Origin of the sequence: Bradyrhizobium genosp. P (assembly GCF_049949265.1) — a bacterium.
Classification (GTDB): domain Bacteria; phylum Pseudomonadota; class Alphaproteobacteria; order Rhizobiales; family Xanthobacteraceae; genus Bradyrhizobium.
Map to the genome: position 1 here is coordinate 8131785 of NZ_CP188195.1, position 12217 is coordinate 8144001.

The window sequence follows — 12217 nt, forward strand, 5'->3', positions numbered from 1 at the left end:
TTAGGGAGAGGGTTCCGCGCGGCGTGCTCTCTCGACTCAATTCTCAACGCATCTGGAACAGCGCGGTTGAAGCGCTTTCCCGAAAACCTTTTCAAACGGCAGACCAAAGCGCGATGCCGATCGCATCGCGCTTTGGTTGACCGCAATCAAAAAATCCTGATCGCGCCCTCCAGCGTCTTGTACACGCCCCAGGCCAGTGGGATTGCTACAAAGGCCCAGAACAGCATTGCCTGGGTGTCGAGGCCGCCCTTGCCGATGCCGAACGATCCGCTCGGCCCGGAGGCCACCGCGCTCGCCGTCTCGGCCTGCAGCTTCGCGACTTCAGCCTCGCTCATGTGCCATTTGGAATCGACCGGCCGGATCCGCAAATTGCAGATCAGCCCGATCACCAGCAGGCCCACCAGGATGTACATGGTGCGGTCGTAGACCAGCGCGCGCGCGATCCCGGCCTGAAGCTGCGCATCCCTGATGTAGCCGACCAGCAAGGGACCGACGACGCCGGCCGTCGACCATGCCGTCAGCAGACGGCCGTGGATGGCGCCGACGAACTGCGTGCCGAAGATATCGGCGAGATAGGCCGGGATGGTGGCGAAGCCGCCGCCATACATGGTGATGATGACGCAGAATGCGGCAACGAAAAGCGCTTTCGAACCCATATGGGCGAAGCTCGGTGCCAGCGCATAGAGCACGATGCCCAGGACGAAGAACGTATAATAGGTGTTCTTGCGGCCGATCTTGTCGGACAGCGACGCCCAGAAGAAGCGGCCGCCGATGTTGAACAGCGACAGCAGGCCGACGAAGCCGGCCGCGATGGTCGCGATTGCGACCTTCTGCCCGGCATCGAGCGCAGCGAAGCCGACCTCTGGCTTGCCGATCAGCGCGCCGCCGAAGATCTCCTGCAACATCGGCGAGGCCATCGCGAGCACGCCGATGCCGGCGGACACGTTCATGCAGAGCACCATCCAGATCAGCCAGAACTGCGGCGTCTTGTGCGCATTGTCGAGATGGACGTTGGCCGCGCTGATCATGCGGTCAGTGGTGGCTGGCGGGGTCCAGCCGTCGGGACGCCAGCCGGCGGGCGGCACGCGATAGGCGAACGCGCCGATCATCATGAATACGAAGTAGATGATCGCCAGCACCAGGAAGGTCTGCCAGACGCCGACCGATGTCGGCGACTTGAACGTGTTGATCAGGATGTTGGCGAGCGGTGAGCCGATCATTGCGCCGCCGCCGAAGCCCATGATCGCCATGCCGGTCGCCATGCCGCGCCGGTCGGGGAACCACTTCACCAGGGTCGACACCGGCGAGATGTAGCCGAGGCCGAGGCCGACTCCGCCGATCAGGCCGAGCCCGATCCACAGCATCCAGAGCTGATGAATGTAGACTCCGAGCGCGGAGATCGCGAAGCCGCCGGACCAGCTCAGCGCCGCGACGAAGCCCGCCTTGCGCGGACCGGCGCGTTCGAGCCAGCCGCCAAACATCGCGGCCGAAAGGCCGAGCACCACGATGCCGATGGTGAAGATGATCAGGAGGTTGGTGACCTGCCAATCGCAGGTCGTCGTGAAGAGGTCGCTCATCACCGACGGGCTTTGACACGCAACAGGCTTGTCGAGACCGATCGCACGCGACAGTGGCAGCCAGAATACGCTCAATCCATAGGACATGCCGATGCAGAGATGGATGCAGAGCGCAGCCGGTGGCACCAGCCATCGATTGAAGCCGGCGGTCGCGATCGTCCGTTCCTTGTCGAGAAAACCTGCGCCTGTTCCGGATACAGTTCCGGCGCTGCTCATCGTCGTCATTGAAACCTCCCTGCACCGCCGTCGCGTCCGGCGTGTCCGCCATCTTCGATCCCGTCCCAGCCCGTTGCGGCGCAACCGCTACGCGGCTGTTCCGTACGATTCCCTGCATGCGCCGGGATCAGCCCCCGCGCATTCCGGAATCTAACCCGCGACGCGACCGGATATGCCCCGGCCGCGCGGCCCGATCTGGAAGCAGCCCTGCTCCCGCGTGCCCTAATCCGGGCACGATTCCATCTCCACAAACCCAGCGGAGATTATCAATTCGCGCAGAAGGAGGAATAGGTGTCGATAGGCAAAAGGTAGATATCAGGCTGCGACTAGCTCATACGCGGCGATGCAGCATTTGACTTATCTATCGTTCCATTCGTCTTCTCGATCAGGAACACGATGCGGACGTCGCTCCGCTCGGTGATCTCGACCTTGTCACCGGTCTCCCGAACGAGGTTCGGGATATCGATCACCGAAAGCGGATCGGTGCAGTGCACTTCGAGGAAGTCTCCGGGCGTCACCCGCTTCAGCGCCTTGCGCGTCTTCAATGCCGGCAGCGGGCATTTCAATCCGGTGAGATCGAGTTTCGTCGTGGTCATGGCTGGACCATGGCGAAGCTGTTGCGCCTCGTCAACGGAGGCCGGTGCGTTCGCGTGGAAACCGCTTCGTCAGCGATCGGCGGAAGCCCTCGCCAGCACATCGTCGACCGGAATCGCAAACCGCAGCATTAACGCAGCCACCTCTTCGACGTTGTCGAGATGAGCCACCGGCAGCGTGGTTTCGACCGGAACGTCGCAGGCGATCGCCACCACGCACGCGTCGTCGGGAAACAACAGCGGCTTGCCATTGGCCGCACGATGCACCTCGATCTTGTTGATCGGCTCGCGCCTGAAGCCCTCAACCACGACCAGATCGACCCGCGCCATCTTGCCGAGCAGCTCCGGCAGCTGCGGCTCGCTCGCTCCGCGCAACTCGTGCATCAGGGCCCAGCGCCGCGTCGAGGATACCAGCACCTCGGTCGCGCCGGCGTGCCGGTGCACCCACGAATCCTTGCCCGGCACGTCGACGTCGAACTCGTGATGGGCATGCTTGATTGCGGAGACGCGCAGGCCGCGGCCCAGCAGATACGGGATTACCCGCGACAGCAAGGTGGTCTTGCCGGCGCCGCTCCATCCCGCGAGGCCAATCACTTTCATTCTGTCCATTCCCGTCAACGTAAGCCTATCTGTCCGTCCACCGTCATTGCGAGCCAACGGGTCGGCGCGAAGCGCCGCCCGATAACAGGCTCCGCGAAGCAATCCACCTCTCCCTGGGGGCTATGGATTGCTTCGTCGCTTCGCTCCCCGCAATGACGAGGAAACTACCAAGATGCTTATATCGGCCCGGAGCCCTTGTCATGGTAGCCTGCCCGGCATGGTGAAGATCGAGAAGGTCCCGGAAGGAAGACCTGCGCCGTGACTGACGTGACGTCAAAAATCGCATCCAGTGATCGGTTTGTGGAGCGTCAACTTGCGCGACGAACTCCGCCATGCGCTTGTCGTGGAGGACGTCAGAGGGGCCGGCCGCTGGATCGCACGCTACAGGCTCGCCAGCGTGACCTGGCCAACGACGCCGCTCGATCCATTCTTCAACGCCAACACTCTGGACGACATCGCCGAGGCCGAGCGGCTGGCGGCGCTGGACGAAGCAGGTGCTTGAGCGCCCGTAATCCGAAGGCAAATCTGACGTGTGCAGTTTGTTTCGCCCAGCGCCCGATTTTGGACCATCGCAAAGGACGGAGGGCTCGTTAGGGCCGAAAAATAACAAAGAGCCTAAGCCTGCGCATGAGCGAGCGGGTTTGAATTCCAAATTCCAATCTGCGGTTGTTCTGTAATCATTGCAAGAAAGCCCTCGATCTCTCCCCGATCCGCGCGAAATTGCATGTAATCGTAGAAATTCTGGGCCGTATCCCATTCCTCAACGAGTATGAATTGGCTCTTCTCGATATCGCCTCGCAACAGTCGGATATTTCGAAAGCCAGGACGAAGCCTGGTTATCTTGAACATGTCCTGGAGCGTGGCGACAAACGCGTCGATCGATTTAGGCTTGATATTCCAGCTTACCGTTACGGTGACGCCTGACATCGCTGCATCCTTTCATCTTTTTTGAATCGCTGCGTAAGCCGTCCCAAAGCACGGCTTGAGGTGCCTCAGGCCAGCAATACCGATGAATAGATCGATTCCTGTAGCGAGTGCTACATATCATCTCTCTGTAGCATGCGCTACAGGTATTTGCATGAGCATTCGAAACGAGCGCCGCGAAGCTGCCGTTGAACGCATGGCCGATCATCTCCTGTCGGAGGGATTGGGCGCCGCGACCCTGAGGCCATTAGCAGCCGCCGCCGGAATCAGTGACCGCATGCTGCTCTACTACTTCGCCGACAAGGACGAGATATTGTCCGTTACGCTACATAGAATTGCAGCGCGCATGACCGCTCAGCTGGACGAAGCCGTGCCGATCGGACGGCCGCGTTCGTTTCCTGTTTTGTTGGAGGAAGTGTGGGCGGCGTTGGGATCGGAAGACGTGAAGCCGTTCATGCACCTGTGGCTCGATCTTGCGTCCGGTGCGGCGCGCGGCGTTCAGCCTCACTTGAAGATTGCGGGCACGATAGCTGATGGATTTCTGGCTTGGGTAAAGAGCCGCCTGGAAATCAAGCAGGGCGTCGACCACCCTCTGTCGGCTGCCTTGTTCCTGGCTTCCATAGAGGGGATGCATCTTCTCGAAGCCATAGGTCGTCGCAGCATCGCGGACTCTGCGGTCGCCGAACTCTCGGCGCGTTCAAAACCTCGTCGCTGATCGTCCGCGAGGGCTATCGTGCCCGGCGGCTAGGCGTCGTGAGCTGCGCAGCGAGTTTTTTTCATTGCTGCATTATTCGCGGGTGACTTCACCAGCCTCTCGACTGTGCAAGGAAATGCCTGAAAAATTCTGTAGCGCGTCGCGGCTGGCCGATCCGTATGTGCCGAGGGATACTTGGTGATGCTTCCTATCATCGGCCCGACCGGAGCGGCGACGTGTAAACAGGCGCCGCCGGCCGGTAGGGAACGACGGAATTGCCGAAGTTCTTGCCGTATTGCTGCTGGACGCCCGGGATATTCACGACGCCGGTTTTGGTATCCGGCGATCTCGCGTCGAGCGGCGGATCGTTGCCGACCGGATTGGTCTCGTCGACCTTGCGCTTGAGCTGTTCATTGAGACGCTGGAACGAACGGTCGGTGGTGCCTTTCGCTGCCGGGCTGCCCTTCCCCTCGCCGCCTCCCTTGTGATCATTGCTCAGAGGCTTGGGCGGCTGGACGCTGATCTCGGGTAGCATGGCCTGTGCGTTGGCCTGGGCCGACATACCAACCGACATCAATGTTGCGATCGCGACTAGGATTGCCATGCGCATCGGACGCCGCGTTTCGGCCATTCGATGTGTCATTGATCTCATCATCGCGGCGCCCTCACCTGCATGACGAGTTGAAACCCATGGAGTTGAAACGATGAGCTTCATCAAAACAAAGGCCGGCACCGAGATTTTTTTCAAGGATTGGGGCAAAGGTCAGCCGGTTGTGTTCAGCCATGGCTGGCCGCTATCGGCCGGCGACTGGGACACCCAGATGCTGTTCTTCCTCAATACGGCTACCGGGTGATCGCCCATGACCGCCGTGGCCACGGACGTTCCAGCCAGACGGCGGACGGCCACGATATGGATCACTACGCGGATGACGTTGCGGCTTTGACGGCGCATCTCGATCTGAAGAACGCCATTCACGTCGGTCATTCCACCGGTGGCGGCGAGGTGGTGCGCTATCTGGCGCGGCACGGCGAGAGCCGCGTGGCGAAGGCGGTTCTCACCAGCGCGGTACCACCCCCATGGTAAAGATCCCGACCAATCCCGGCGGCCTGCCCAAGTAAGTCTTCGATGGACTGCAGGCGCGGGTTGCGACCAATCGGACCCAGTTTACCGCGACCTTCCGGCCGGTCCCTTCTATGGCTACAACCGGTCGGGCGCCAAGGTTTCAGAGGGCATTATCCAGAATTGGTGGCGCCAGGGCATGATGGGCGGCGCCAAGGCGCATTACGACGGCATCGTCGCGTTCTCACAGACTGACTTCACGGCCGACCTCAAGAAGATAACGGTGCCCGTCCTGGTCATGCATGGGGATGATGACCAGATCGTCCCTTATGCGGATTCCGGGCCGCTGTCGGCCAAACTGCTGAGGAGTTCGACCTTGAAGACCTACCCTGGATTTCCGCACGGCATGCCGACCTCGAACGCCGACGTCATCAACGCCGACCTCCTGGCCTTTGCGAGGGAATGACCCGTTCGAGCCGGAGCACGCCGAACTCACCGGTTTGACGGCCGCACTTCCGGCCGCGGGCTCACTGTTTGATGATGCGGACCAGATGACGGCGCGGACGGACGCCGGTTGAGTTCGCCGAGCAGGTTGCGGACGGCACCGTCATATTCATCGGGCTGGACTTTCTGATCGACCTGTCGCCTGTCGCGCGGCTGATCGCGGCGGCGGCTGGACAAGTCGTCATTCGCCGCGATGAGCAGGCGCTCGAGATTGATGGCATCACCGCGTTCCGGACCGGCAACCAATGCCTCGCCCTCGCGCTTTTGCCACGGAGCGCGCGGAAGGTCGCCGCGCGCCATCCTGCGCCGGCGGCGCGAGATCATCTCACGTACGCCATAGCCCGATCCGAACCCGATGCCCAAGGCGATGACGATAATCAGGAGTCCAAGCATTGGTCTGTCCTACAATCAGCCTGCCGCACTGCAATAAGCCGATAATGAAGGCGGAGAGGTGACGGTTGACGCGTGTTTTTGCAGCGCGGTGAACCGTGGAATCCGCGCCGACCGCGGAGTCCTACGGTCTTTTATTTGGGGTCCTCCTCGGCTACCTTCCCGGAACTCGGGGGGCCGGGGGACTCGATGCGCAAGAGTAATGACTACATTTTGAGGCTGCGGCCGTGGTCATTGTCCACGTTCGTCGCGGCGCTGTTGATGGTGGTGGTTGCGACCGCGATGCAGGAGGTATTTGCAACCTTCGGCACGCAGCTCTACTTCGCGGGCTTCGTGCCCGCGATCCTGATCGCAGGCCTGCTCGGCGGCGCGCCCGCCGGAGCCTTTGCCACCGTCATCACGGTTCCGATCGTGGTTTGGGCGTTCATGCCGCCCTACTTTGAGTTCACTTGGCCGACCGCATCCGATTACGACAGCATCTCGACCTTCCTGCTGTCGAGCGCGCTGCTGGTCTGTTTCTCGCAGCTCTATCGGGAAGCGATCGTCATTTTGCGGAAGTGAGCCTCGGTCGCGTTCCGGCCACGGCGTAATCGCCACGCGCCAACGGGCAGCGATCACCTCGCCGTCGGCAAGCAGGGCGCCACAAAAGCGAGCTGCCCTCAGATCCCGAACATCCAGACCGCAACGATGGTGGCGATCGTCGCCATCCCGCTGATGGTCCAACCGACGGCGTAAAAGGCGTCGTCGGGAGCGGTGTCGAGCATCGCGTCGGTCGTTTCCGTCATCGATCGCCAGCGCATGGCGCGTCTCCTCGGAAAACCTGCCCATCCGCTTAACGCAGATCGAAGTTCCCGGTTCCGCGCGTCCTGGCGACCACAGGCCGATCACGGGCAACTGATCCGTGAAGCGGAACCTGCGACAATCTGTCCCGTTGAGGGGCGCCGGAAAGAAAATGGGAGAACCACCCGATGCGAACACTGATCCTCGCCGCCACTGCCCTCGCCTTCCTGTCGTCCAGCGCGTTCGCGCAGGACAAGGCCGCAGCACCCGCTGCACCGAGCAGCGACACGGCGACCAAGAGCGATACGACCAAGATGGCGCCGAAGAAGGCGAAGAAGATGAAGAAGTCGAGCGCAAAGTCCAGCGGCGACGCGACCAAAGAATAAAGAAACAGCCAAGCGATCGACGATCACGCGACAGGCCGCCCTCGGGCGGCCTTTTGCCGTTCTGGCGCACCAAATGCGCGGGCCGTTGAATTGAGGTGCGGAAGGTGGAGCGAAAGTGAAGCGGAGCTGGTGATGCGCACCGCCATTGGATCGTACTGAAAAAAACCACCAGCCCCTGAAATTGCTCCACCTGCCGCGCCTTCTGTTGTGGCGCGATGGCGCGGGCGATGCATGATCCAAACGGGCTATCACGGCAGACGCGCGCATTGAACTTAATGCTGAGCGCCATCATCGCGCGTTCCCGTCAGACCGCTCACGCGCAGCCGCTCGGCAAACCAGAGCGATGCCGGACGCACGACGGCGCCACCGGCATAGACCTCGGATGAAACCACCCCGTCCCGTCCCAGTGTTACCAGCACACCCATCGCATAGGCGAACCAGACATGCGGATCGGTCAGCGCCTGCAGCTTGTGCTGATCGTGCTCGATCGGCTGGTGGTTGTTGTCCTTGCGCACCTCGATGGCGAGCAGATTGTTCGGAATCTCGCGCTGATGCACCACGATATCGGGATAGATCGATTTGCCGAGATGGTCGTCGGTCGAGACGATCGTCCCGTGTGGCAGCCGCAGCGTGCGTTCGCCGAGCCGATCGTAGTTGCAATCGACCTGCCATCCGGCGAACTGCCGCTCGACATAGATCGCGAGCCGGTGAGTGAGTGTTCGCTCGCCGAGATCGCGTTCCAGCAGGAAACCCTCCTGCGCATAAAACTCCTGCAGGGCAGCAATCACCTTGCTCAGCTCGGTCTGCATTCAGGCCTCCGAACGGCAGCGCCGCCGCCGCATCATAAACCCTTCCTAAATCTGCACTTCGATCAGCCGCGGTCCCGGCTCGGCGATGGCGTCCGCCAGCGCCTTGTTGAACTCGTCCGCGGTTGTCACCGCGACGCCCGGCACGCCCATGCCCTTGGCCAGCGCGACGAAGTCCAGCGTCGGACGGTCGATCTTCAGCATGTCCTGTGCGCGCTCGCCCGGCTCGCCGGCGCCGACGCCGTCGAACTCGCCGCGCAGGATCTGGTAGATCCGGTTGGCGAACACGATGGTCAAGACGTTGAGCCCTTCGCGGGCCTGCGTCCACAGCGACTGGATCGTGTACATCGCAGAGCCGTCGCCGACCATGCAGATCACCTTGCGGTCCGGACAGGCCACGGCCGCACCGGTCGCGACCGGCGTCGAATAGCCGATCGAGCCGCCCAGATTCTGAATCCAGTCGTGCGGGGCGGCGCCCGCCATCACCGGAAAGAAGCCGCGTCCGGTCGTGATGGACTCGTCGACCAGGATGGCGTTGTCAGGAATAGCCACGGCGATCGCCTGCGCGATCGACGCATGGTTCAAGGCACCCGTCGGCCTGACCAGATCGACTGTGGCCTGCGGCTTCACATCGGACGGCTTGGCGCCGACCGCTGAGGCCAGCGCCTCCAGCGCCGCCACAGAGTTCTCCCCGCTCGAGGTCATGCGATGGATCTCGCAACCCTCCGGCTTCAGCAGGCTGGGCTTGTTCGGATAGGCGAAGAAGGCCACGGGCTCGTTGGCCTCGAGCAGAACGATGTGCCGAAAGCCTTTCAGCGCCGCTTGCGCCAGCTCAACCACGTAAGGCACCCGATCGATCGAAAACCGCCCGCGTCCGCGCGCCATCCGCGGGCTGGCCAGCGGTCCCATCACCTTGCAACCGGTCTTGCCGGCGATCTGCGCCGCCAGCGCCAGTCCCTGCTCCGTCACCGCGCTGCCGGTCATCAGCAGCAATGTCGGTTCGCCGCTGCGCAGCAACTTGGCGGTGTTCTCGACGGCCTGTGCAGAATAGCTCTGGCGCTGGGATTCGACCGGCACCTGCGCCACGCCGTCAGCCTCGTTCCAGGCGGTATCGGCGGGCAGGATCAAGGTCGCAATCTGCGGCGGCGAGCCGCTGGCGGCAGCAATCGCGGCGGCGCCGTCTTTGGCGACCGATTTCGCGTCCGGCGAGGTGCGCACCCAGGCCGACATCGGCCGTGCCAGGCCTTCGATATCGGAGGTCAGCGGCGCGTTGTATTCGATGTGGTAGGTCGCGTGCTGGCCGACGATGTTGACGACGCCGGAATTGGCCTTCTTGGCGTTGTGCAGATTGGCAAGGCCGTTGGCGAGGCCGGGCCCGAGATGCAGCAGCGTCGAGGCCGGCGTGCCCTTCATGCGGAAATAGCCGTCGGCCGCCCCCGTCACCACGCCCTCGAACAGGCCGAGCACGCAGCGCATGCCCGGGACCTTGTCCAGCGCCGCAACGAAATGCATCTCCGAGGTGCCCGGATTGGTGAAGCAGACATCCACACCGCCTGCGACCAATGTCCGCACCAGGCTTTCCGCACCATTCATCGCCGCGCTCCCGTTCTGAGATGTTCTTGAGGATGGTCCAGATCAACCATTGTTCATCCGCCTCGTCAAAGGTTTAGCCGGACAATGCTGGTATCGCTTACGGAATGTTGCCTTTTTAAACCGTGTTGTCCGAAACCGCCGCGCCTCACGGCTTCGTCGCTTGCGAAAGGCCGGCAATTGTGGCCTCTCTGGCCGCATATTTGATTGTTCGCGAGGACGATGACGATGCGCCTGGTTGCCCTGATCTTTGCCGCGCTCACGATCCTGGCAGGTGCCGGCCAGGCACATGCCCAGTTCTTCGACTCTCGCGGTTACATGAACGACGGCCCGACCTTCTTCGGCAGCGGCGCGAGCCCGATCCCGCGCACCACCGTCGAATACCCGACCAACTACGCACCCGGCACCATCGTGGTGAACACGGCCGAGCGCAGGCTCTATCTGGTGTTGGCGAACGGCGAGGCGCTGCGCTACGGCATCGGCGTCGGCCGGGACGGCTTCCGCTGGGGCGGGGTCCACCGCATCAGCGCCAAGAAGGAATGGCCGTCGTGGACGCCGCCGTCGCAGATGCTGCACCGCCGCCCCGATCTGCCGCGCCACATGGCCGGCGGTATCGAGAACCCGCTCGGCGCACGCGCATTGTATCTCGGCTCGACGCTCTACCGCATCCACGGCTCGAACGAGCCCGAGACGATCGGACAGGCGGTCTCGTCGGGCTGCTTCCGCATGACCAATGAGGACGTCAAGGACCTCTACGATCGCGTCTCGGTCGGCACCACCGTCGTCGTGAAGAATTGACCGCCTTGACTCCGAGGGGAACCCGGCGCCGGCGTCACGGCTGATATGGCCTTGCGCCGCTGCAAGCCTTGCGGCAGCGTCGTTCGAATGCGCCGATACCGACCTCCGATCCTGGCTCTCCTCGCCGTGGCGCTTGCCGTCACCCTTGTTGCGACCTTCGCCGATGCCATTGCGGTCGCCGCCGAGATTCCGGCGATCGCCTCGCGCCAGCGCGCCGAGAAGAAGGTCTTCACCGACACCGAGATCGTCGAGGGTTTTCTGAAGACCGCGTTCGGCGCCGAGTATCATCTCGCCGGGCGGGTCGATCGCATCCGCAAATACGACAGCCCGGTGCGCGTGTTCGCCGACGGCAACCGCGCCGATCGCAAGGCCCAGCTCGCCAGGGTCGTCGCCGACATCGGCACCAGGATCAAGCATCTCGATATCGCGATGACCGAGGATAACGAGGCCGCCAATGTGCGGGTCAAGATGGTGCGCGACCACGACCTCTATCGCACTATTACGACCTTCTATGGCCGCGAACGCGCCAAGGAGATCCGCACCTCGCTCGACCCGCAATGCCTGTCCGGCTTCCGCAAGAACGACAATTACGAGATCGAGCATTCCGACGTGATCCTCACCGTCGACAATGGCGATTTCGTCTTCCTCGACTGCGCCTATGAGGAGCTGTTGCAGTCGCTCGGCCCGATCAACGATACCGCGAGCGTGCCGTGGACCATGTTCAACGACAGCGTCTCGATGGGCTTTTTCGACGTCTACGACCAGTACATCCTCAACCTGCTCTACGACCCCCGCATCAAGGCCGGCATGACCGTGCAGGAGGTCAAGGCCGTGCTGCCCGACGTGCTCGCCGACGTGCGTGCCTGGGTGAAGCAGGTGAATCATCTGGAGTGAGCTGCGCAGTAGGGTGCGCCGGGCTGCATCCACATCAAATCACGGTGTGAGAATCCGGTTTCAACGATCAAGCAGCCAGACCCTCGTTGTCGTCGCCCGGCTTGACCGGGCGATCCAGTATTCCAGAGGCAGTCGTGCTTGAACCGATGGGCCGCGGCGTACTGGGTCGCCCGGTCCCGGTGCGCAATTGCGCACACAGACTGGCCGTACCGACTGATGTCGGCTTCTGACCCCGATTCGACCATGAATGATCTTTTTCCCGGTGCCTCACGACACGTTTTCGCCCGACGATGTGCTAGGGTGCGGTCCTTGCCCGAGGACGAAGCCCATGAGGCGACGGGAGTTCATCGCGCTTCTTGGCGGCGCAGTGGCAGCGTTGCCGCTCGTCGCGCGCGAGCGGGACTA

14 protein-coding genes and 2 pseudogenes are annotated in these 12217 nt (G+C 62.5%); 7 read left to right on the forward strand and 9 right to left on the reverse strand.

Annotation, left to right across the window (positions count from 1 at the left end; translation table 11 throughout):
* Window positions 1-146 precede the first annotated feature (146 nt).
* The 3 genes from ACP2YO_RS39040 to mobB form a co-directional block, all read right to left on the reverse strand.
* Window positions 147-1802: an L-lactate MFS transporter gene (locus ACP2YO_RS39040; protein WP_426436436.1), complete on the reverse strand. Its 1656-nt coding sequence runs from the start codon at window positions 1800-1802 to the stop codon at window positions 147-149.
* A gap of 317 nt (window positions 1803-2119) precedes the next feature.
* Entirely contained in the window at window positions 2120-2389 is a 270-nt protein-coding gene (locus ACP2YO_RS39045) for a sulfurtransferase TusA family protein (protein ID WP_426436438.1), read from the reverse strand.
* A gap of 69 nt (window positions 2390-2458) precedes the next feature.
* A complete protein-coding gene (mobB, locus tag ACP2YO_RS39050) occupies window positions 2459-2986 on the reverse strand; it encodes a molybdopterin-guanine dinucleotide biosynthesis protein B (RefSeq protein ID WP_426436440.1) in 528 nt (175 codons plus the stop codon).
* Between the two features lie 277 nt (window positions 2987-3263).
* On the opposite strand from mobB, the pseudogene ACP2YO_RS39055 reads away from it, so the two are divergent.
* A pseudogene (locus ACP2YO_RS39055) lies at window positions 3264-3488 on the forward strand (molybdenum cofactor guanylyltransferase MobA); the annotation flags it as partial.
* Window positions 3489-3601: 113 nt separating this feature from the next.
* Here the strand turns inward: ACP2YO_RS39055 and ACP2YO_RS39060 are convergent.
* The gene (locus ACP2YO_RS39060; RefSeq protein WP_426436442.1) at window positions 3602-3913 is read right to left on the reverse strand and encodes a putative quinol monooxygenase; all 312 of its coding nucleotides are present in this window, start codon (window positions 3911-3913) and stop codon (window positions 3602-3604) included.
* Between the two features lie 151 nt (window positions 3914-4064).
* Here ACP2YO_RS39060 and ACP2YO_RS39065 point away from each other — a divergent pair, with 151 nt between their 5' ends.
* Complete coding sequence (locus tag ACP2YO_RS39065) at window positions 4065-4625, forward strand: TetR family transcriptional regulator (RefSeq protein ID WP_426436444.1); 561 nt, start codon at window positions 4065-4067, stop codon at window positions 4623-4625.
* A 190-nt stretch (window positions 4626-4815) separates the two neighbouring features.
* Here the strand turns inward: ACP2YO_RS39065 and ACP2YO_RS39070 are convergent, their stop codons facing one another.
* The gene (locus tag ACP2YO_RS39070; RefSeq protein ID WP_426436446.1) at window positions 4816-5208 is read right to left on the reverse strand and encodes a hypothetical protein; all 393 of its coding nucleotides are present in this window, start codon (window positions 5206-5208) and stop codon (window positions 4816-4818) included.
* A 100-nt stretch (window positions 5209-5308) separates the two neighbouring features.
* Here ACP2YO_RS39070 and ACP2YO_RS39075 point away from each other — a divergent pair.
* A pseudogene (locus tag ACP2YO_RS39075) lies at window positions 5309-6130 on the forward strand (alpha/beta fold hydrolase).
* Window positions 6131-6156: 26 nt separating this feature from the next.
* Here the strand turns inward: ACP2YO_RS39075 and ACP2YO_RS39080 are convergent.
* Window positions 6157-6561, reverse strand: coding sequence for a hypothetical protein (locus ACP2YO_RS39080; RefSeq protein WP_426436448.1), 405 nt, complete (start codon window positions 6559-6561; stop codon window positions 6157-6159).
* 186 nt (window positions 6562-6747) lie between these two features.
* Here ACP2YO_RS39080 and ACP2YO_RS39085 point away from each other — a divergent pair, with 186 nt between their 5' ends.
* A complete protein-coding gene (locus ACP2YO_RS39085) occupies window positions 6748-7119 on the forward strand; it encodes a DUF4118 domain-containing protein (RefSeq protein WP_426436450.1) in 372 nt (123 codons plus the stop codon).
* 98 nt (window positions 7120-7217) lie between these two features.
* Here the strand turns inward: ACP2YO_RS39085 and ACP2YO_RS39090 are convergent, their stop codons facing one another.
* On the reverse strand, window positions 7218-7358 hold the full coding sequence (locus ACP2YO_RS39090; protein WP_426436452.1) for a hypothetical protein: 141 nt from the start codon (window positions 7356-7358) through the stop codon (window positions 7218-7220).
* A 168-nt stretch (window positions 7359-7526) separates the two neighbouring features.
* Here ACP2YO_RS39090 and ACP2YO_RS39095 point away from each other — a divergent pair, with 168 nt between their 5' ends.
* A complete protein-coding gene (locus tag ACP2YO_RS39095; protein WP_426436454.1) occupies window positions 7527-7724 on the forward strand; it encodes a hypothetical protein in 198 nt (65 codons plus the stop codon).
* Window positions 7725-7996: 272 nt separating this feature from the next.
* Here the strand turns inward: ACP2YO_RS39095 and ACP2YO_RS39100 are convergent, their stop codons facing one another.
* Together ACP2YO_RS39100 and ACP2YO_RS39105 are read right to left on the reverse strand one after the other, a co-directional pair.
* Window positions 7997-8533, reverse strand: a complete 537-nt coding sequence (locus tag ACP2YO_RS39100; RefSeq protein ID WP_426436456.1) for a hypothetical protein — start codon at window positions 8531-8533, stop codon at window positions 7997-7999.
* A gap of 45 nt (window positions 8534-8578) precedes the next feature.
* Window positions 8579-10123, reverse strand: a complete 1545-nt coding sequence (locus ACP2YO_RS39105; RefSeq protein ID WP_426436458.1) for an acetolactate synthase large subunit — start codon at window positions 10121-10123, stop codon at window positions 8579-8581.
* A 225-nt stretch (window positions 10124-10348) separates the two neighbouring features.
* Between ACP2YO_RS39105 and ACP2YO_RS39110 the strand changes: the two genes are divergently transcribed.
* Entirely contained in the window at window positions 10349-10918 is a 570-nt protein-coding gene (locus tag ACP2YO_RS39110; RefSeq protein ID WP_426436460.1) for a L,D-transpeptidase, read from the forward strand.
* An 87-nt stretch (window positions 10919-11005) separates the two neighbouring features.
* The gene (locus ACP2YO_RS39115; RefSeq protein ID WP_426436462.1) at window positions 11006-11812 is read left to right on the forward strand and encodes a DUF2927 domain-containing protein; all 807 of its coding nucleotides are present in this window, start codon (window positions 11006-11008) and stop codon (window positions 11810-11812) included.
* Window positions 11813-12217 lie beyond the last annotated feature (405 nt).

Bases quoted from the DNA above. Each gene is read 5' to 3' on its own strand.
- mobB (WP_426436440.1), bottom strand. From the start codon at position 2,986: ATGAAAGTGATTGGCCTCGCGGGATGGAGCGGCGCCGGCAAGACCACC.
- ACP2YO_RS39070 (WP_426436446.1), bottom strand. From the start codon at position 5,208: ATGGCAATCCTAGTCGCGATCGCAACATTGATGTCGGTTGGTATGTCG.
- ACP2YO_RS39115 (WP_426436462.1), top strand. From the start codon at position 11,006: ATGCGCCGATACCGACCTCCGATCCTGGCTCTCCTCGCCGTGGCGCTT.
- ACP2YO_RS39060 (WP_426436442.1), bottom strand. From the start codon at position 3,913: ATGTCAGGCGTCACCGTAACGGTAAGCTGGAATATCAAGCCTAAATCG.
- ACP2YO_RS39045 (WP_426436438.1), bottom strand. From the start codon at position 2,389: ATGACCACGACGAAACTCGATCTCACCGGATTGAAATGCCCGCTGCCG.
- ACP2YO_RS39085 (WP_426436450.1), top strand. From the start codon at position 6,748: ATGCGCAAGAGTAATGACTACATTTTGAGGCTGCGGCCGTGGTCATTG.
- ACP2YO_RS39095 (WP_426436454.1), top strand. From the start codon at position 7,527: ATGCGAACACTGATCCTCGCCGCCACTGCCCTCGCCTTCCTGTCGTCC.
- ACP2YO_RS39065 (WP_426436444.1), top strand. From the start codon at position 4,065: ATGAGCATTCGAAACGAGCGCCGCGAAGCTGCCGTTGAACGCATGGCC.
- ACP2YO_RS39100 (WP_426436456.1), bottom strand. From the start codon at position 8,533: ATGCAGACCGAGCTGAGCAAGGTGATTGCTGCCCTGCAGGAGTTTTAT.
- ACP2YO_RS39040 (WP_426436436.1), bottom strand. From the start codon at position 1,802: ATGACGACGATGAGCAGCGCCGGAACTGTATCCGGAACAGGCGCAGGT.
- ACP2YO_RS39110 (WP_426436460.1), top strand. From the start codon at position 10,349: ATGCGCCTGGTTGCCCTGATCTTTGCCGCGCTCACGATCCTGGCAGGT.
- ACP2YO_RS39090 (WP_426436452.1), bottom strand. From the start codon at position 7,358: ATGCGCTGGCGATCGATGACGGAAACGACCGACGCGATGCTCGACACC.
- ACP2YO_RS39105 (WP_426436458.1), bottom strand. From the start codon at position 10,123: ATGAATGGTGCGGAAAGCCTGGTGCGGACATTGGTCGCAGGCGGTGTG.
- ACP2YO_RS39080 (WP_426436448.1), bottom strand. From the start codon at position 6,561: ATGCTTGGACTCCTGATTATCGTCATCGCCTTGGGCATCGGGTTCGGA.